At 62.1% G+C, this 17,601-nt stretch carries 16 protein-coding genes and 1 rRNA gene; all 17 read right to left on the bottom strand.

Translation table 11 applies throughout. The features are described 5' to 3' along the window. Positions 1–14: 14 nt before the first annotated feature. The 17 genes from der to rrf all read right to left on the bottom strand — a co-directional run bounded on the left by der (position 15) and on the right by rrf (position 17,116). Positions 15–1,628: a ribosome biogenesis GTPase Der gene (gene der / locus HMPREF1219_RS02415; protein ID WP_016457425.1), complete on the bottom strand. Its 1,614-nt coding sequence runs from the start codon at positions 1,626–1,628 to the stop codon at positions 15–17. After that, on the bottom strand, positions 1,625–2,287 hold the full coding sequence (gene cmk, locus HMPREF1219_RS02410) for a (d)CMP kinase (protein ID WP_016457424.1): 663 nt from the start codon (positions 2,285–2,287) through the stop codon (positions 1,625–1,627). The genes der and cmk overlap by 4 nt, the downstream gene beginning before the upstream one ends. Continuing rightward, a complete protein-coding gene (locus HMPREF1219_RS02405) occupies positions 2,284–3,324 on the bottom strand; it encodes a pseudouridine synthase (protein WP_016457423.1) in 1,041 nt (346 codons plus the stop codon). The genes cmk and HMPREF1219_RS02405 overlap by 4 nt, the downstream gene beginning before the upstream one ends. Positions 3,325–3,753: 429 nt before the next feature. After that, entirely contained in the window at positions 3,754–4,284 is a 531-nt protein-coding gene (gene scpB / locus HMPREF1219_RS02400; protein WP_016457422.1) for an SMC-Scp complex subunit ScpB, read from the bottom strand. Positions 4,285–4,691: 407 nt separating this feature from the next. After that, positions 4,692–5,513 carry a segregation and condensation protein A gene (locus HMPREF1219_RS02395; protein WP_425387088.1) on the bottom strand — a complete coding sequence of 274 codons (822 nt, stop codon included), beginning with the start codon at positions 5,511–5,513 and terminating at the stop codon, positions 4,692–4,694. 23 nt (positions 5,514–5,536) lie between these two features. Further along, complete coding sequence (locus HMPREF1219_RS02390) at positions 5,537–6,433, bottom strand: ParA family protein (RefSeq protein WP_016457420.1); 897 nt, start codon at positions 6,431–6,433, stop codon at positions 5,537–5,539. A 404-nt stretch (positions 6,434–6,837) separates the two neighbouring features. Continuing rightward, entirely contained in the window at positions 6,838–7,740 is a 903-nt protein-coding gene (gene xerD / locus HMPREF1219_RS02385) for a site-specific tyrosine recombinase XerD (RefSeq protein WP_016457419.1), read from the bottom strand. Next, positions 7,737–8,357, bottom strand: a complete 621-nt coding sequence (locus tag HMPREF1219_RS02380) for an NUDIX domain-containing protein (RefSeq protein WP_016457418.1) — start codon at positions 8,355–8,357, stop codon at positions 7,737–7,739. Before HMPREF1219_RS02380 ends, xerD begins: the two co-directional genes overlap by 4 nt. After that, on the bottom strand, positions 8,357–9,385 hold the full coding sequence (locus HMPREF1219_RS02375) for a copper transporter (protein WP_016457417.1): 1,029 nt from the start codon (positions 9,383–9,385) through the stop codon (positions 8,357–8,359). The genes HMPREF1219_RS02380 and HMPREF1219_RS02375 overlap by 1 nt, the downstream gene beginning before the upstream one ends. 15 nt (positions 9,386–9,400) lie before the next feature. After that, positions 9,401–10,570 carry a putative cytokinetic ring protein SteA gene (steA, locus tag HMPREF1219_RS02370; RefSeq protein WP_040427125.1) on the bottom strand — a complete coding sequence of 390 codons (1,170 nt, stop codon included), beginning with the start codon at positions 10,568–10,570 and terminating at the stop codon, positions 9,401–9,403. A 100-nt stretch (positions 10,571–10,670) separates the two neighbouring features. After that, on the bottom strand, positions 10,671–12,341 hold the full coding sequence (gene recN / locus HMPREF1219_RS02365) for a DNA repair protein RecN (RefSeq protein WP_016457415.1): 1,671 nt from the start codon (positions 12,339–12,341) through the stop codon (positions 10,671–10,673). Between the two features lie 82 nt (positions 12,342–12,423). Beyond that, positions 12,424–13,275, bottom strand: coding sequence for an NAD kinase (locus tag HMPREF1219_RS02360; protein WP_016457414.1), 852 nt, complete (start codon positions 13,273–13,275; stop codon positions 12,424–12,426). Further along, a complete protein-coding gene (locus HMPREF1219_RS02355; protein ID WP_016457413.1) occupies positions 13,272–14,084 on the bottom strand; it encodes a TlyA family RNA methyltransferase in 813 nt (270 codons plus the stop codon). The genes HMPREF1219_RS02360 and HMPREF1219_RS02355 overlap by 4 nt, the downstream gene beginning before the upstream one ends. 230 nt (positions 14,085–14,314) lie before the next feature. Further along, positions 14,315–14,524 carry a hypothetical protein gene (locus HMPREF1219_RS02350; protein WP_245554378.1) on the bottom strand — a complete coding sequence of 70 codons (210 nt, stop codon included), beginning with the start codon at positions 14,522–14,524 and terminating at the stop codon, positions 14,315–14,317. Continuing rightward, on the bottom strand, positions 14,515–15,498 hold the full coding sequence (locus tag HMPREF1219_RS02345; RefSeq protein ID WP_016457411.1) for an HAD-IIA family hydrolase: 984 nt from the start codon (positions 15,496–15,498) through the stop codon (positions 14,515–14,517). Before HMPREF1219_RS02345 ends, HMPREF1219_RS02350 begins: the two co-directional genes overlap by 10 nt. Then, positions 15,499–16,518, bottom strand: a complete 1,020-nt coding sequence (locus HMPREF1219_RS02340) for a tetratricopeptide repeat protein (protein ID WP_016457410.1) — start codon at positions 16,516–16,518, stop codon at positions 15,499–15,501. Positions 16,519–16,999: 481 nt separating this feature from the next. Next, positions 17,000–17,116, bottom strand: a 5S ribosomal RNA gene (gene rrf / locus HMPREF1219_RS02335). Positions 17,117–17,601: the final 485 nt, after the last annotated feature.

The raw sequence follows: 17,601 nt of genomic DNA, 5'->3' as shown, positions 1-17,601 counted from the left end.
CGTAGTAACCGTAGCTACCGCTTGCGGTTGGTCTTGCCGTGGCGCCGTTCGCGGACACGAATGGCGATGCGCACCGGAGTGCCCTCAAAGCCGAACTGCTCACGGAACTTGCGCTCCAAGTAGCGCCTGTAGGAGGCATCGAGGAAGCCCGTGGTGAACAGGACGATCACCGGCGGCTGTGTGGATGCCTGGGTGGCGAAGAGCACACGGGGCAGGCGCCCACCGCGCATCGGTGGCGGGTTGGCGGCAATTGCCTGCCGCAGCCAGTTATTGAGCTGCCCGGTGGAGATACGCTTATCCCAGGATTCCAGGGCTTCGAGCATGACCGGCTCGAGCTTTTGCAGGGAGCGACCCGTCTTGGCAGAGATGTTGACGCGCTTCGCCCACGGCACGTGGCGGAGCTGCTCGTCGATCTCGCGCTCGAGGTAATCGCGACGATCCTCGTCCACAAGATCCCACTTGTTAAACGCAAGGATGAGAGCCTTGCCGGCATCAACGATCATGCCGAGGAGCTTTTGATCCTGCTCGGAGACGGGTTCGGACGCGTCGATGATGAGGATGCACACCTCGGCAGCATCGATGGCGGTCTGAGTCCTCAGCGAGGCGTAGTACTCGTGACCGGAGGCGTTCTTCACCTTCCGGCGCAGGCCGGCCGTATCGATGAACTTCCATAGCCCCTGGTCCAGCTGCACGAGCGAATCGACGGGGTCGACGGTGGTTCCTGCCACGTTGTCCACCACCGCACGCTCCTCCTTGGAGAGCTTGTTGAGGAGCGAGGATTTGCCCACGTTGGGCTTGCCCACCAGCGCCACGCGGCGCGGACCGTCGGTGATGGAGGTATGGCGTGGCTCATCAGGGAACAGCTCGAGGATTTGGTCGAGCACATCGGCGCCGCCCTTACCGTGCTGGGCGGACACAGGGTACGGGTAATCCAGACCCAGCCCCCAAAACTCGGCCGTTTCCGCCTCCTGCTTGGGCGAGTCCACCTTGTTTGCAACGAGGATCACCGGCACGTCGGAACGCTGTAGGTTGCGCGCCATGACCTCGTCGCTCGCGGTAATACCGACGTTTGTGTCCACCACCATGACGATGACGTCGGCGGTCTCCATAGCCACCTCCGCCTGGCGGGCGATGGCAGCATTCATGCCCTTCGCGTCAGGGTCCCACCCGCCGGTGTCCTGTACCCAGAACCTGCGGCCGTTCCACTCTGCAAGGTAGCTGACACGGTCACGGGTGACCCCCGGGGTGTCCTCCACGACGGCTTCGCGGCGCCCGAGGAACCTGTTGACCAGGGAGGACTTGCCCACGTTGGGGCGGCCCACGATGGCGACGGTGCACAGCGCTTCCTCGGTGTGAGTTTGCTTCTCCACACCGAAGGCTCGCTCGAGTTCCGCCCACCTGTCGTCGTCGGTGAGCTCGTCATCATCGAGGGAGTCAACCTCATCGTCGAAGACGGAAAAATCAAAGTCCTGAGGCTCGAACTCGGAGTTGGCGTAGCCCTCGCCCGGGACTACCACGTCCTCTTCCAGGAACGCCTCGTCGGCGGGGATTTCGCCACCGTCGTTTGCCGGGTAGACGAAGACTGTCTCGTCGGCCGACTCCTCGGGCCGGTAATCCTTAGTGGTCATTTTTCCTCCTTGTAGGCCTCGATGACGGCTGTGATGACCTCATCCATGGTGAGATCAGAGGTATCGATGATGGTGGCATCGTCCGCGGGGCGCAACGGGGATGCAGCCCGGCTGGAATCAAGCTTGTCGCGCCGCACAACGTCGGCGAGAACCGTGTCAAAATCCGATTCCTTACCAGCGGCCAGGTTCTGCTCGTGCCGCCGCTCGGCGCGGACCTCCGGGCGAGCGTCGAGGTACACCTTCGTCGGGGCGTCGACAAGCACAACAGTGCCGATGTCCCGACCTTCCATGACGATGTCACCGGCGGTCCGGGCGATACGACGCTGCTGGGCGACGAGGTTCTCGCGGACTTCGGGGATCGCGGAAACGGCAGACACGGCACCAGTTACCTCCGGGCCACGGATCTCCGCGGAAACGTCCTCGCCAGCCAGGTACACGCGGGTATCGGCCGGGTCGTCGGAAATGGTAAGCGGCAAGTCCGCCGTTCGCTCAATCACGGCGGCGGTGTCCGCGGGATCGATACCACCACGCAGCACATGCAAGGTGGCGATGCGGTACATCGCGCCGGTATCCAGGTATTTTGCCCCCAGCTGCTCGGCTACCGCGCGGGAAACGGAAGACTTTCCGGTACCCGAGGGTCCATCGATGGCGATAATCACATTTCCACCGCCTTGTACAGGGAACGCAGCTCGGACTCGTTGAGATGGCGGATCGCGCCGGGGGTGAGCTCGCCGAGCTGGATGGTGTGGATCTTCGTGCGCACGAGCTGCTGGACCGGGTATCCCAGTTCCTTGAGCATGCGGCGCACGATGTGCTTGCGGCCCTCATGGAGTTCCACACGAATGAGCGAGCGCCCCTCGTAGGAGTCCACTACCTGGGCGTAGTCGGCCCTGGCGATGCCGTCTTCGAGCTCGACGCCGTCTCGCAACGCCTTGATGAGCTCCTTATCGCCCTCACCGAGGACGGTAGCGAGATACGTCTTGGAGATGTGGTACTTGGGGTGCATGAGTCGGTTGGCCAGCTCCCCGTCGTTGGTGAGGAGCAGGAGCCCCTCGGTCTTGGCATCGAGGCGCCCCACGTGGAAGAGGTGCACACCGGCGTCGACCTTTTCGCCCACGATGTCGCCCACGCAGGGACGGCCCATGTCATCATGCATGGTGGACTGCACGCCGAGCGGCTTGTTGAGCGCGATGTAGACGAGGTCCTCGTTTACCTTGACGCGGACACCGTCGACGCGAATGACGGCCGTCTCCGGGTCAACCCTCACGCCTTGACGCATGACGATCTGGCCGTTGACCTCCACGCGGCCCTGATCGATGAGTTCCTCAGACATGCGACGCGACGCTACGCCGGCCTTGGCCAGCACCTTCTGCAGACGCATGCCGCCCTCGACGTTGACGGAGCTTCCAGCCCCATTCGTCTCGACGTGCTGGTGACGAGCCGGCTTTGCCTTAGAGATGTAGATATTCTCGGCGCGCCTGGACTGCCCAGGAGCCTTGGACTGCGTCTTTCGCCCGTTGCGGCCCCCTGCGGCACCACCGGTGCGTGGAGCCTCGTATTCACGGGAGCGACGGAAATTCCTGTTGTTGGAGCGGTTCTTTCCTGCCCCATTCTTTTTTGTTGACCGGTTAGCCGAGCCGCCTGCGCGGCCTGCGTTCCTTCCCGGTGTGCCCTCTCGGCGAGCGGATGATGTCACAAAAACCTTCTTCTGTTGTTCTTTTTCTTGCGCCAGCCTCGGTTACCTAACCTCAAGCTCCAAGGCGACGAAAATTGGCCAGGTCCGATTGTACGCGTGGAACTACCTGCGGTGCCTGCCGGCGAGCCGGGCCAGCGCGTCCTAGTTCTGGCTTTCACGCATCGCCTCCGGCCTGCATGTCCGCACGATAAGCGCACGGACTGCCATTGGCAACTGCGGGTGACTAGATTACAGCCCGCGTGCTCTCAAGTCCAGCCCACGCCAAACTAAGCCCAAAGGTGAGCCCTCCGATACCACAGTGTGCGCTGGACACCAGTGAGTACTTAACACACAAGTGAATACTGAACACCACGACAACGCCGCAGAACCGTACGCACCGAGTTCATCGGGAGATGGCGCGTGCGGTGCGCGGTGGTGAAACTCAAGGGCCTAAAATTCGTCTATCTGGTCCACTTCTGGCAGTAGCGGTGCGAGATTGGGCAGCCGGTCAAGGGAATCGATGCCAAGGTGCTGGAGGAAGAGCTCCGTCGTCTCGTAGAGGATTGCTCCCTGTTCTGTGCCACACTCCCGAATGAGACCCCGCACGGTGAGTGTGCGCATGACACCGTCAACGTTGACGCCGCGGATAGCTGAAACCTGCGAGCGTGTCACCGGCTGACGGTAGGCGACAACAGCCAGGGTCTCCATGGCCGCCTTGGTGAGCTTGGAGTGCGAGCCACCGGTCACGAACTTCTCCACCACCGGCGAATTTTCTCGTCGGGTGTACAGCCTCCAGCCACCGTCAACTTCGCGCACATCGATCCCGCTGGACCTGGCAGAATACTCAGCAGCAAGGGCCCGCAGTTGGGTGAGAACCTCATCGTCGGAGGCTCCCGTGGCCGCGGCCAATGCGGAGACACTGGCAGGAGAGTCAGAGACAAGGAGCAAAGACTCCAGCTCGGATCGCAACTTGGTACTCATCTGTCCACTCCAGTCGTTAGATTCTTCTGCTTGCCTTTTTACCCGCCACTGCCGACGGAGGAGCCCCGGCTAATCTTCCTAGCCACATTACGTGCTCCAGCCACGCGCTTAGAGCCAAGCACTAGCGGTCTACTCGACATGTTTCTGCCATGTACCTTAAGCCATGAACGTTAGTCACCTCCATTCGCTGGAGTCTCTCACCGCCTCCCTGAATAGTAAAGCCTGACCAGCAAACCGTGATCCCACGTTGATCCTTTGCCGAGTGACCTGCCGGTGGTGACCGCCTCGTGTGTTCGGCCGTGTGACTATGGCCTCATGACGTAGCCTTTTTAACTACTCATGGGTCTCAGGCACCGTATGTGCTCTCTTCCAGGGCGCCAAGGCGTGAGTGCACTTCTGCCGAGGCTCTAGTCCCAGTTGGAGGCCGCTACCACGGCAGGATCCACCGTCTTTCCGGTCCACGCGATATCGAGTTCTTCCAAGGGCTCCTCTTGGTGCACATCCACGGCACGGGCCTTAAACAGCTCAAGGATGGCAAGGAACCTACCTACTATCTCCATCGTCAACGTGCAGTCACGCGTGAGCGTGGAAAACGTCATCCACTTTCCCTCGCCCGCCGCAGAAAGTGTGTCCAGGAGGAAGCCGGCCTCGTGGGGCACCGACACTTCCACCTGGTGGAGGTGGCTCGTATCCACTATCGGGTCCTTGTGCGGGCGGAACACGCTCGCCGCAAGTTCGGCAAAACCGGCGAGGTCCACGTTCAATTTCACGGGCGGCAAAAGATCAACAAAGGGTTCCTCCATGGACACTTCCCTGGGGAAGGTCTTGTCCGCCTGGGCTTCCCATTTCCTGAACACGGCCGCTGCCTGCTGGTAGGCACGGTACTGGAGCAGCCGCACAAAGAGCAGCTCACGCTCCCGCAGCGCCTCCAGTTCCTCCTCCGAATCACTCTCGCCGTGAGGAATGAGGCGCGAGGCTTTGAGGTCCAACAGCGTCGCCGCGACAAGGATGAACTGAGTCGTCTCATCCAGGTCTGCGGTTTCCCCCAGCTGCCTGGTGTAATCGATGAACTCGTCAGTTACCTCCGCCAGCGCAACTTCGGTGATGTCGAGCTTTCTCTTCCCAATGAGGTGCAGAAGCAAATCAAAGGGCCCCTCAAAATTGTGCAGCGCCACGCGGAATCCGGTGAGCTCTGGCTGAACCACACTGTGCGTAAGCGTGGGATCCATCATCCCTGTTTTCGGAGCCACACTCACACTCGGGTCGTCCGTTCAATAACTTCCTTGGCCAGGTCGCGGTACTGCTCAGCGCCCTGGGACTTGGGTGCCCACGTGATGATCGGTTCCCCCGCAACTGAAGTCTCCGGGAACCGCACCGTACGCGTGATCACCGTATCAAAAACCTTATCTCCAAAGACTTCCACCAGGCGATCCATCACATCGCGAGAGTGCGTCGTCCGCCGGTCGAACATGGTGACGAGGATCCCCAGAACGTCGAGGTCAAAGTTCAGGCGATCGCGCACCTTTTCCACGGTGTCGGTGAGCAGCGCCAGTCCGCGCAGGGAGAAGTACTCGCACTCCATGGGGATGATGACGCCCTGCGCACAGGTGAGCGCGTTGACGGTGAGGAGCCCGAGGGAGGGCTGGCAATCGAGCACGATGTAGTCGTAATCGCCACGGATGGGACGCAACGCACGCGCGAGAGTCTGCTCGCGCCCAACCTCGTTGACGAGCTGAATTTCCGCGGCAGATAGGTCAATGTTGGCCGGCACGATGTCCATGTTTGGAACTCGCGTGGTGAGAATTGTCTCCTCAATGGTGGATTGGCTATCGACGAGCAGGTTGTACACCGTGACGTCGAGCTCGTCCTGGCGAATCCCCAGCCCTGCGGTGAGGGCACCCTGCGGGTCGAGATCAACGAGCAGGACTTTCCTCCCCTGCTCTGCAAGGCACGCGCCCAAGTTGATGGTGGAGGTGGTTTTGCCCACTCCTCCCTTTTGATTGCACATGGCGAGGATCTTCGCGGGTCCGTGGGAGGTTAGTGGTGGTGGCTCTGGAATTGTGCGGAGGGGACGACCAGTAAGACCGACCTCGGCATTGGCCGGTAGATCGGACCTTTCAAACAGCCCGTCGTCTTCGCGCGTGGACACAGCACCTCCAGGATCCTCGTATTGGTGGCCAAAAGGTCTCTCGTCGGCGGAGAAACACGAGCGACCACCGAATAACATTGACGTAATTAACTCTGCGTTATGTACTTGAGTCTACATCGAAGCCTCACGCCTCTCCGCCGGGCTCCGTCGCGTGTCCAAACCCTCAACGTGCACTTAAACGTTACTTTTTGGTGCCGCGCTCGGCCGCCGCTTCCCCGCTGTTCCTCCGTCCGCTTCGGCCACGGCACCGTCTCTTCTTCCCTCCCCCCACGAGGCTTTCCGACGAAGATTCGTCCGGCAAACCGGGTCCGGTCTCCCACTCCCGCGTCACTTGTTACGCCCGCGACGGTTACGACGCCCGCGAAATCACGGTGATCGCAACTCTGGTTGGGCTTGCTTCGCTGTTATGCCCGCGGGTGGGCTGTTCTCCACATTTCGCGGAGGCTGTCGGCGGTGATGTGAGTGTAAATCTGGGTGGTGGTCACCGAGGCGTGACCGAGCAGCTCCTGCACGCTGCGAACATCCGCGCCTCCCTCGAGCAAATGGGTAGCAAACGAGTGACGGAGCGTGTGCGGAGAAATATCTTTCTTAATACCGGCCTCCTCGGCGGCGGTCTTCACCACCTGCCAGGCGGATTGGCGAGACATCTCCTTGCCACCCCGTACGTTGAGGAACAACTTCGCCGTCTTCCCTTTGCTCAGCTGGGGCCGAGCCCGGACGAGATAGGCGTCAAGAGCGGCGCGGGCCTTCGAGCCGACGGGGACGATGCGCTGCTTGTCACCCTTGCCGGTGAGAACGAGGATGCCGTCGGTTTCATCGAGGTGGGTGACATCATCCACGGCAAGCGCGAGCACCTCAGAAATGCGCGCGCCCGTGCCGTACAGAAGCTCCAGGAGGGCACGGTTCCGCAAAGCCACCGCGCTATCCCCGGCTTGGCTCGAGATGAGGCGGTCAACCTCGTCCACGCTTAACGTATCGGGCAAGTGCTGCGGCATCGCCGGAGGGGTGATATCGCGTGCCACATCCGCTAGAACGTATCCCTCCTGGAGGGCGAACGCGTGCAGGCCGCGGATAGTAGATAACATCCTGCGCACGCTGCTCACCGCCTGCCCCTCACGCCCCAAAGACTGCAGGAACGCGTCGAGGTCAGGGGCAGAAAGCATGCTCAGCCTGCGGTCACCAACAAACTCCAGGTAGCGGCGAAGATCACGACGATAACTGGCGATCGTGTTGGGAGACTTTCCCCGCTCCACCGTGAGGTAGCTCAGCCACTGGTGAGCGACCTCACCGCCCGTGGGTTCATTCATTGCGTGCCGGCATCGTGGCTTTTGAGCGCCTCCTTACGCCCCGCGAGCGCATGAGGCCGAAGCTCAAACGGCGTGTCCACGCCGCGGTCATTGAGGCCGCAGCACATGATCCCCGCGATGGCGATGGAATTGCAGATCTCTCCGTTCAACACCATCTGACGAGCCTTGTCCAGCGGCACCCATTGCCACGTCAAATCTGCTTCCTCGTCCTCCGCCTCGGGCCGGGGCACCTCGGAAATCCCCGTCGCGTGGAAGATGCGCACCGCCTCATCGCAAAAGCCGGGGCTTGTGACCAGGTCCGTGACGAGTGACCACGTATCGGCGTGGAGACCTACTTCCTCGCGCAGTTCTCGCGCCGCACAGTCGAGAGCCGGTTCACCGGGCTTGTCTAACAGACCTGCGGGCAGCTCCCACAGGTGCTTTCCCACGCTGTGGCGGTACTGCTTTTCCAGGACGATCTCGCCATCTTTCTCACACACCACCGCGATGGCGCCGAAGTGCTCGACGATCTCGCGGTTGGCTTCGCCCGTGGGCATGGTGACCCGGTCCCTGCGGACGGAGATGATGGGCGCATCAAGCAAGTGTTCGCTGGAGAGAACGGAAAACTCGAAACTCATTACGCCGGCGCCACCGCATCTGTCTTATCGGCGGTACCGTACGCGCCCGAGCCTCCACCAACTTGCTCCACGGTGGCGAGCACGGTGGCGAGCCTGCCATAGAAGCGGTCGATCGAGTCGACGGTTGACACCGTCAACGCATCCTTCTGGTTAGTCCGCAACCGCCCGATGAGTCCATCGGGGCCGGCAGCCGGCAACCGTCCGGCGACGGTGGTGGGAAGACCGCTGGCATCCAGTGCGCGGGCAAAATCAACGTACTGGGTGACCCGGAAGGAATCATCGCGGCCGTCGGAACCGCCAGTGACGAGTACCGTCGCGGCCGAGGCGGGCACTTCTCCTTCAAAATCGATGTAGCCGGCTTCTTTCAACGCGCCGAAAACGAGAGTCCGTTCCTCCTGGGATACGGGCTCGGCGGCAGTCTGCGTCTCTTTGTCGGTATCCGCCGCAGATTCGACATCGCCTGCGTCGCCCTCGCCGGGTTCTTCTGCGGTGGCCTCGCCCTCCGGTTGTTCGCCCGAGGTCAGCGTTGTGGGCGCGGTCGATGCCGAGGCTCCCAGCAGTTCGCCCATGTGGGTGCCCACCGAGCGATTGTCCTCGCTGAGCTGGACTCCCGCGGGAAGTGTGCTGGCGGCGAGCGCCTTGAGCGGTTCCGCGGAATCCTGGGTGAGGAAGGTGTCCGTGAGCTTCACTCGTGTCACGCTCGGGGCGCCGGCGATCTTTGAGAGCCACTCAATGTGCCCGTAGTCCTCCTCATTCACATCGGGCGTGGTGAATAGAATCACCGGTTTATCCGCGAGGCGCCCGCGCACGGTGTCCTCGGCGATATCAGCGATGTAGCTGTCCGCGGAGTTCGCCTGCGCCGAAGCCACCTCCAGCTCACTTTCGGCCACGGTCAACTTGTCGCCCACATTCCCCGCGGGATTAGCTGCGAGACTTGGCGCCATGAGGAACGTCCCCGCAACGAGTCCACCGGCCAGTCCAAACATAATCCCCGCCGTCACTGCGGCGGTCGGGCTCACACGCGTCACTTGTATTCAGCCTCCTTATTTGAACCAGCTCTGAATGGTCAAAGCAAAGTTGTTCCACGTATTTACAAGATTGTCAGCAAAGCTTCCGTCCCCGGTGAATCCGGCGATGAGGACGATCACGGTGGCGAGCACGATGAGGCCGAACAGGGCCCAAATCCAGGCCACAGCCGAGGTGTCCTGCAGTACGTAGAGATCGGACACCGCTCGTGCGTCGACAAGCTTCCCACCCGCCTTGAACCGGGTGAGCAGGGCCGAGGGCTGCTCCGTAGTGCCGGCGAACACGGTTGTCAGATCCACCGGGCGCCCCAGGTGGACAATCATGGATGCACCGTGGAAATCGGCGAGTAGGATCGCAAGTTCCATGCTCTCCTTGCTCAGTGCCGGGAACGTGATGGCTCCCACGCCGAGGTCCTGGATGCGCTCCAGCCCGGGTGCGTGGCCGTCCGGATCGGCCGGCATGACCACTCGCGCGCCACTGCGCAGTGCGTCCGCGGAAATAATTGAGGGGTCACCGACGATGAGATCGGGCTTGTAGCCAGAATCGGTGAGAGAGTCGGCCCCGCGGTCCACACCGATGAGAACGGGATCGTACTCACGAATAAAGTTCTTCAGCTTCTTCAGCTGCTCGTCGAGATCATCGCACGGCCCCACGAGGAGAACCTTCCGGTCCTCCATGTCGATTCCCGCGTCGGGCACCCCAACGCCGTCGACAAGCAAGGGGGCCTCGGAGTGAATGAACTCGATGGCGTTGCCAAAATACGCCTCCATACGGTCTACCAGGGAGGACTGGGCGACGCGGTAATTTTCTACCGCCAGCTCGGGAGTGACGAGGGTGCCACGGGCGATGAGGCGATCGCCCACGTAGACACCGTCGCCATCGACACGCACCTTCTTGCCGCTCTTTACCTCCGAGCGGATCTCAGCACCGACTCCCTCGATGAGGGTGATTCCTTCGTCGAGAAGCAACTGGGGGGCGAAGTGCGGAACGGACCCGGAGACAAACGAGCCGATATTAATGACGGCGGCCGGGGCGGCCTCCGCAAGCTTGCTGGCAAAGCTGCGGCTCATATCGTTGGCATCAACAAGCGCGATATCGCCAGCGCTCAACTTGCGCAGGTGGGCCGGGCACTCACGCAGCGTGCCGGTTATTCCTGGTAAATCTTTTCCAGATCCGAACAGACTCATGGCCATTATTGTGCACGTGAGCTGCTGCTTGTTGTGGTAGGCGCGCGGGACGCCCCACAGGGATGCCTGCTACCCCACCGTGGCCCGAGGCTACCTTTCTTTACTCGGCGTGACCTGCGGTGAACTCGCGTGCCCTCTGCAAAAGTTCCGTGGCGTGCGCGCGGCCGGTAGCGGAATCGTCCATTCCAGCCATCATTCGGGCGATCTCCTCCACGCGCTCCTCGCCCTCAAGAACCTTCACGGCCGATTCCGATTGCTCTTTTTCCACGTCTTTGGACACAAAGATATGCGTCTGCGCGTACGCGGCCACCTGCGGCAGGTGGGTGACGACGATGACCTGGTTGGTCCTCGCCAGAAGCGCAAGCCGCTTGCCTATCTGCACCGCTGCTCGTCCACCAACGCCCTGGTCGACCTCGTCAAAGACGAGCGTGCTGCCACCGCTGGACACGATCACCTCGATGGCCAGCATGACGCGCGAGAGCTCACCGCCCGATGCACTGGAGGAGAGCTTCTTCCCGTCGAGCTGGAACTCCACCTGGTCGCACCCGGTCGCGGTGGGCTTAATCGGCTGAATAACAACGCCAAACGTGGAGTTAGGCATGGATAGGGCGCGGATTTCACCGGTCACCGCCTCGGACAACGCCCGCGCAGCTGTGTCCCGCGCACGCGTGAGCTTCTGCCCTGCCCCGCGGAGTGTTTTCTCCGCGCGGGCTACCTTGCGCTTGAGTTCCTCCAGGCTACCCTCCGAGACATCGAGCTTGCCCAGCTTTGTCTCTGCCTTCTTCCACCAGGCGATGACGCCGTCAAGGTCGGGCGCGTATTTGCGGGTAAGCCCCTTGAGCGCATGCTGGCGAACCAGCGCCTCGTCCAGGGCCTCGGGGTCAAGCGGCAGGTTATCGAGGAATCGCCCCAGGTCGGCCGACACCTCCGAGAGCTGCGAGGTTACCCCTGCGAGAACGTCCGCCAGGCGAGTGAGTTCCTCGTCGTCCGCCGCCGCCAGCGCGGCCTGCGCCTCACCTAGTGCGGAGGCGGCGGAGGCATCCTCGAACGAGTCCTCGTCACCATCGATGATCGCCAGCGCCGTAGACGCGGCCTCTCGCAGCTGGTCAACGCTTTGCAGCCGGTGCACGAGCGTGGCCAGGCTCTCATCCTCACCCGCCTGGGGCGACACCCGGGAAATCTCCTCGATGGCAAACCGCAGACGATCGGCCTCCTGTGCCAGTTCTCGCCGCCGCTCCGTCTTATTCTTTAGCTCCCGCGCCAACTCGCGCCACGTGTCAAATGCTTTTACGTAGTTCTCACGCAGTGGTGCGATGGCAGGATCCGACTCGTCCACGGCATCCCGCTGCGCATCGGGCGACATGAGCCGGAGCTGATCGTGCTGGCCGTGGATGGTGATGAGGTTTTCCGTTACCTCCCTCAACACGCCCGCCGGCACCGCTCGCCCGCCGAGGTAGGCTTTACTGCGCCCCTGGTCCGTCACCGATCTGGTGATGAGGACCTCCCCGTTTTCGTCGATCTCTCCGCCCAGCTCCACCACTGCGTCTCGCTCGGGCTTGTCGACGGTGAAATGCCCCTCCACCATTGCTTTCTTGCAGCCCGTTCGGACCCTGCTGGCATCGGCACGATCCCCCTTGAGGAGTCGCAGGCTCTCCACCACCATTGTTTTGCCCGCACCGGTTTCACCGGTAACCACGGTGAGACCGGGCCCGGGTTGGGCACCAGCCGCAGTGAGCACACCGAGGTTTCGGATTGCCAGTTCACTGAGCATTGAGGCGGACTCCTTCTAACACCGTTGCGCGGGCCAACGCCCTCCACTGTGGCGTGACATCGACTACTTCCAACTCTATTGGCTACTTGTTGTGCGGGCCAGCCCACGGCACCGGGCGCCGCCACCCCTGAACGGGCAGCCTGAACTTGGTTACCAGGCGATCGGTGAAGGTGGAATCGTCCATCCGCACCCACCGTACCTTCTGCTGCCCGTAACAGACCTCCACGCGTCCCCGCTCGGGCACGGGCAACACGCGGAAACCGTCGCACACCGCGTGGGCCTCCTTGCGTGTGTCCACCGCTACGTGCGACTGGGGGCTAACCACCAGTGGCTTAGCAAATAACGCGTGCGCATTGTTCGGCACCACGAGGATGGCATCAAGCGACGGCCACAGGATGGGGCCTCCGGCGGAGAACGCGTAAGCAGTGGAACCCGTCGGGGTGGAGACGATGACACCGTCGCAGCCGAAGCTGGACACGGGGGCACCATCGACGCTGAGGATCGAGTCCAAAACGCCCCGCCGCTGCGCCTTCTCCAGCGAGCACTCGTTGAGTGCCCAACCCGTATCGGTGACGGCTCCCGTTTCGTCAAACACCGTGACATCGAGCGTCATCCGCTCCTCCACCCGGTAGTTCCGCTCGGCGACGGCATGGAGCGCGGTTTCCAGCGAGTCGGCCTCCCATTCCGCGAGGAAGCCAACGTGCCCCAGGTTGATGCCCAGCACCGGGAGGTCAGCGGCGCGCGCTAGCTCGGCTGCACGGAGAAAAGTGCCGTCGCCGCCGAGAGACAAGACGAGTTCGATGTCATCCGAGCTCGATGCCGGGTCAAGGTCTCTCACCACCGTGATCCCGTGCGACTGGAGCAGCTCCACGGCTGCTCCCACGTCGTGCCGTTCAAAGTGGGACACGACCAAAATCTTGCGTTCGTCACTCACTGGGGTCCCTCCTTCACTGCTTCTTCTACAAGCCGGGAAACGTCCTCTTCACCTAGCGGTTCGGCGCCCTTTACCAGCCACAGGAAGTACTCCACGTTTCCGCTGGGGCCGGGAAGCGGGGAGGCGACAACGCCGTGGAGGCCGGCGCCCTGCTCCTGCGCGAACAGCGCGATGTCTCGGGTGACCTCCGCGCGCAACGCGGGGGAACTGACCACCCCGCCATGCCCCAAACGATCCTTGCCTACCTCGAACTGCGGCTTGACCATGGGCAGCAGTTCCGCGCCGTCGCGCAAGCAACCGAGGATGGGGGGCAGGCACAACGTGAGGGAGATAAACGAGAGGTCCCCCACCATCATGTCGCACATCCCCCCTACCGCTTCCGGGGTGATGTACCGGATGTTGGTGCGGTCGAGCACCGTGACGCGATCGTCGTTTTGCAGGCGCCACACCAGCTGTCCATATCCCACGTCGGCTGCCACTACCTCCGCAGCCCCGTGGCGCAGGCACACATCGGTAAAGCCGCCGGTGGAGGCCCCAGCATCGAGGATCTTCTTCCCCCGCAAGCTAAGCCCCCGGGGTTCGAATGCCTCGAGAGCTCCGAGGAGCTTATGAGCTCCTCGGGAGGCGTAATCGTCCACGTCACCCTCGACGCGGATCGAGACATCACCGGTGACCCCGGTTGCCGCCTTGGTAGCTTTAAAGCCCCCCACGTACACTTGCCCTGCCGTGATGAGCTGCCGTGCTTGATCGCGTGACCGGGCGATTTTCCGCCTCACCAGCTCCGCGTCAAGCCTGCGGTGTTGCACCATGGCAGCCTCTCCTTCATCACATTGTGTGGACCTATCAAACGTCGGCAAGCCAGGGGGACAACCACTAACCGTACCCATGCCAGCCACCGCCAGGCACCAACCACCTGGAATTAATCAATGATACCGCGAAATGCGGTCACGGAAGCGCACCGGGCTCACCAGCAAAAACCAACCCGCAATATAACCCCGCCCCATAGCCGCCGCTGCCGGCGGCGGCGACCACACTCGTGCTACCGCAACTCCGCGTTCAAGATGCCGTACGCCTTGGTGAGCACGTCAACCTCCGCTGCCAACGAGTCGCACGGCTCCTCGAGGAGCTCATTGATGCGCTCGCCGAGGGGCCGCGTGCGTTCAAACAGCTCCGCCGGGCTCGGGGCGGACGCACTCGAGCGACCCCCTGACCGCTCGGATTCCGCCTCGTGCCGCACCTCTAGCGCCACTGCTCCAGCACCATTTCAGCCGGCGTGGACGTGGGAATGATGCTCGTGGGCGTAGGGCCCTCGTACGACCACACCACCTGCAGTACGGTGCGCAGTGCCTGCATGGCGGTGGAATCGGTGCGGCCACCGGCGAGCACAACATCATGCCCCTTGACCATGGCGGAGAAGTCACCCTGCCGCGACGGCCGGAGGCTTTCCAGAGGCGAGTACAGGTCCCTCAGGTCCGAGGCAATAAGCGACGGACGCTCCTCGGGACGCGCTGCCACGAGCGCGTGGTGCCCGGAAACACCCGTCATCACGTGAAGCGTGTCCATCCCAGCGGCGTTTCCGCCCGCGATATCCGTGTTGAGTCGGTCTCCCACAGCAAGCGGCGTGTGAGACCCGAGCGCGCGGGCCGCGTCGTGGAACATCTCCGGACCCGGCTTGCCTGCGGATTTGGGCCTCACGCCCGTCGCGTGGACCACAGCCTCCACCATGGAGCCGTTACCCACCATCATCCCCCGCTCCTGGGGGAGGGTCGCATCCAGGTTAGATGCAAAGAAGCGCGCGCCCTTGTGAATAGCCAGGGAGGCCTCGGACAACTGCCTCCAGCCGGTATCCGGATTGTGGCCCTGGAGAACCGCAACGGGGCCCTCGTCCGCAGAGGAAACTGGTTCGTAGCCGGCCTCACGGACGAGGTCAACAAAGGATTCCGTTCCCAGCACAAGCACCTTGCCCGAGGGAATCTCCCGCTTGCACATTTCAATCGCCGCCATCGCGGAGGTAATAACGTCATCGCGAGTGGCGGAAAAACCCATGCCCGTGAGCTTGGAGGCCACGACCTCGGGGCCCCGCGAGGCGTTGTTTGTCACGTACATGACGGGCACGGTGCAGCCTGCAAGAGCATCCACAGCGTGCGGGATGGGCTCGTCGCCCATCCACACCGTTCCGTCGAGGTCAAGCAATAAGGCGTCGTAGCAATCAATGAGCCGCATTTACCCGAGCTCCTTCAGCCGGTCTTCCGCGTCGAGCAGCTCATCCACGTCGGCACGGGCCGCGGCCTGGAACCATTCGCGGGCGGACTCTTTGTCCCCAGCCATCTCGTAGGCGTTGCCCAAGGCGTAATCGAGGCGAGCGGACTCCGGATCGGTCGCACTTGCGTCCGGGTTCAGCTTTGTCAGTTCGGTGATCGCCGCGTCAAACTGGCCCAGGTCCTGGCGGGCCCCGGCGAGGACGATCGCGAGCTCGATGGAATCCGCACGGTTCAGGCCGGAGAGATCCTCTTCACGTGCCATCTCCAGGGCCTTCTCCGGGCGACCAAGACCACGCTCGGAATCAGCCATGACGGCGATGAGTCCGGGTCCACCGCTCATGCGACGGGCCGCACGAAGCTCGGAAAGCGCCTCCTTCCACTCGCCGGCGTGGTAGGCAGCGATGCCGTTGGTTTCGCGCACAACGGAGACACGCCCAGCCCGGTTCTTTGCTGCACGCGCGTGGCGCAAAGCCAGTTGCGGGTCGTCCGCCATCCACGTGGCGGCCATAATCATGTGTTTTGCTACGGCGTCGGCATTGTCCTTGGACAAGGAGCGCAGGTCCTGTCTCACGCTCGAATCGAGATCCCTGACGTTGACATCCTCTGGAAGATCGGGCTCGTTGGCGTGGATTGCGAGCCTCTCATCACGGAAACCAGGACGCTGACCCTGCGAATTCCGGTGACCGCCACGGTCGCCGCCGCGCTGCTGGTTGTGCTTGCGGTTAAAGGTGCGGGTGCCTTTACCCCTGCGGTTGCCCTCTCCACGTTTACTACGCTCCTGGTACTGGCCCCCCTCTTCGTCGCTGCTGCGGTTACGGTTGTGCTGCGGGCGACCCTTTCCATCGGTGCGTGCGACATCGACGAACTGCCCGCGGCGGGGGTCCCACCGGCGCCCCATCGAACCAGCACCCTGCCTGCGGTTGGTGTTATCGCGTGAAGAAGATCCGTCCTTCTTGCCTTCGAAGCCGTCCCGTGGAGCCATTGTTGCCTTAACTTTCCTTTACTTTTAAATCATCCGAATGCGCTCGTGCACAAAGGCCGAGCACATCCTTCCAGAATCCGCAATGACCAGCGGGCGTTTACCTCTCCCAACGAGCTTGCGCGCACTAGTCATGACCGCACTATCCTACCAGCTCACAGGCGAAGTGCCTACCTCGCCCAGCTCATCAGCTACGCCACACCAGCTAAGCTCACCTGCACTGCCAATCCGGACAGCTATTCCGCACGGCCACAGCCGATGCGCAGAGGCAATCAGCAAAGCTTGGGCAGCCGGTCACCATGACACAATGCCCTATAGGGCGTGGTCGAGATCTCGATCACGAGGGCACACAAGCAGGTCGACGGTCAGAGAATAAATACCAAAGACGTAGGGCGTTGCCCCTAAGATGACTAGCCTGTCGAACTCCAATGTAAAAAAGGAGGCCACCAACTTTGATTGTTGGTGGCCTCCGTATTTTGTTTGTGGTCGGCGGTGTCCTACTCTCCCACATCCTCCCGGGTGCAGTACCATCGGCGTGGGTTGGCTTAGCTTCCGGGTTCGGAATGGGTCCGGGCGTTTCCCAACCGCTATCGCCACCGACACGTTTGTTCAGGGCTTGTTCACTTCTTGGGTTTTGGTGCTCGCGCATGTTTGTGCGTGTGTGGTGTGTCTGATATTGCATAGTGGACAACGTGTGTGTTTGTGTTTTTTAGTTTTGCGGCTATTGTTTGCGTGGTTGTTTATATTGGTTATTAGTACCAGTCACCTTCACACCTTGCGGTGCGTCCAGTTCTGGCCTATCAACCCCATCGTCTGTGGGGAACCTCATGGAAACCTTATCTTGAAACAGGCTTCCCGCTTAGATGCTTTCAGCGGTTATCCTTCCCGTACGTAGCCAACCAGCCCTGCCACTGGCGTGACAGCTGGCACACTAGAGGTACGTCCATCCCGGTCCTCTCGTACTAGGGACAGCCTTTCTCAAGTTTCCTTTACGCGCGCGGCGGATAGAGACCGAACTGTCTCACGACGTTCTGAACCCAGCTCGCGTGCCGCTTTAATGGGCGAACAGCCCAACCCTTGGGACCT

It is taken from the genome of Corynebacterium pyruviciproducens ATCC BAA-1742 (assembly GCF_000411375.1).
Classification (GTDB): Bacteria; Actinomycetota; Actinomycetes; order Mycobacteriales; family Mycobacteriaceae; genus Corynebacterium; species Corynebacterium pyruviciproducens.
Note: the sequence above shows the minus strand (reverse complement) of the source record. Positions and strands in the feature narration are given on the sequence as shown.

Coding starts and splice junctions, on each gene's coding strand:
- der (WP_016457425.1), bottom strand. CDS start 1,628: ATGACCACTAAGGATTACCGGCCCGAGGAGTCGGCCGACGAGACAGTC.
- scpB (WP_016457422.1), bottom strand. CDS start 4,284: ATGAGTACCAAGTTGCGATCCGAGCTGGAGTCTTTGCTCCTTGTCTCT.
- HMPREF1219_RS02395 (WP_425387088.1), bottom strand. CDS start 5,513: ATGGATCCCACGCTTACGCACAGTGTGGTTCAGCCAGAGCTCACCGGA.
- xerD (WP_016457419.1), bottom strand. CDS start 7,740: ATGAATGAACCCACGGGCGGTGAGGTCGCTCACCAGTGGCTGAGCTAC.
- HMPREF1219_RS02380 (WP_016457418.1), bottom strand. CDS start 8,357: ATGAGTTTCGAGTTTTCCGTTCTCTCCAGCGAACACTTGCTTGATGCG.
- steA (WP_040427125.1), bottom strand. CDS start 10,570: ATGAGTCTGTTCGGATCTGGAAAAGATTTACCAGGAATAACCGGCACG.
- recN (WP_016457415.1), bottom strand. CDS start 12,341: ATGCTCAGTGAACTGGCAATCCGAAACCTCGGTGTGCTCACTGCGGCT.
- HMPREF1219_RS02355 (WP_016457413.1), bottom strand. CDS start 14,084: ATGGTGCAACACCGCAGGCTTGACGCGGAGCTGGTGAGGCGGAAAATC.
- HMPREF1219_RS02345 (WP_016457411.1), bottom strand. CDS start 15,498: ATGCGGCTCATTGATTGCTACGACGCCTTATTGCTTGACCTCGACGGA.
- HMPREF1219_RS02340 (WP_016457410.1), bottom strand. CDS start 16,518: ATGGCTCCACGGGACGGCTTCGAAGGCAAGAAGGACGGATCTTCTTCA.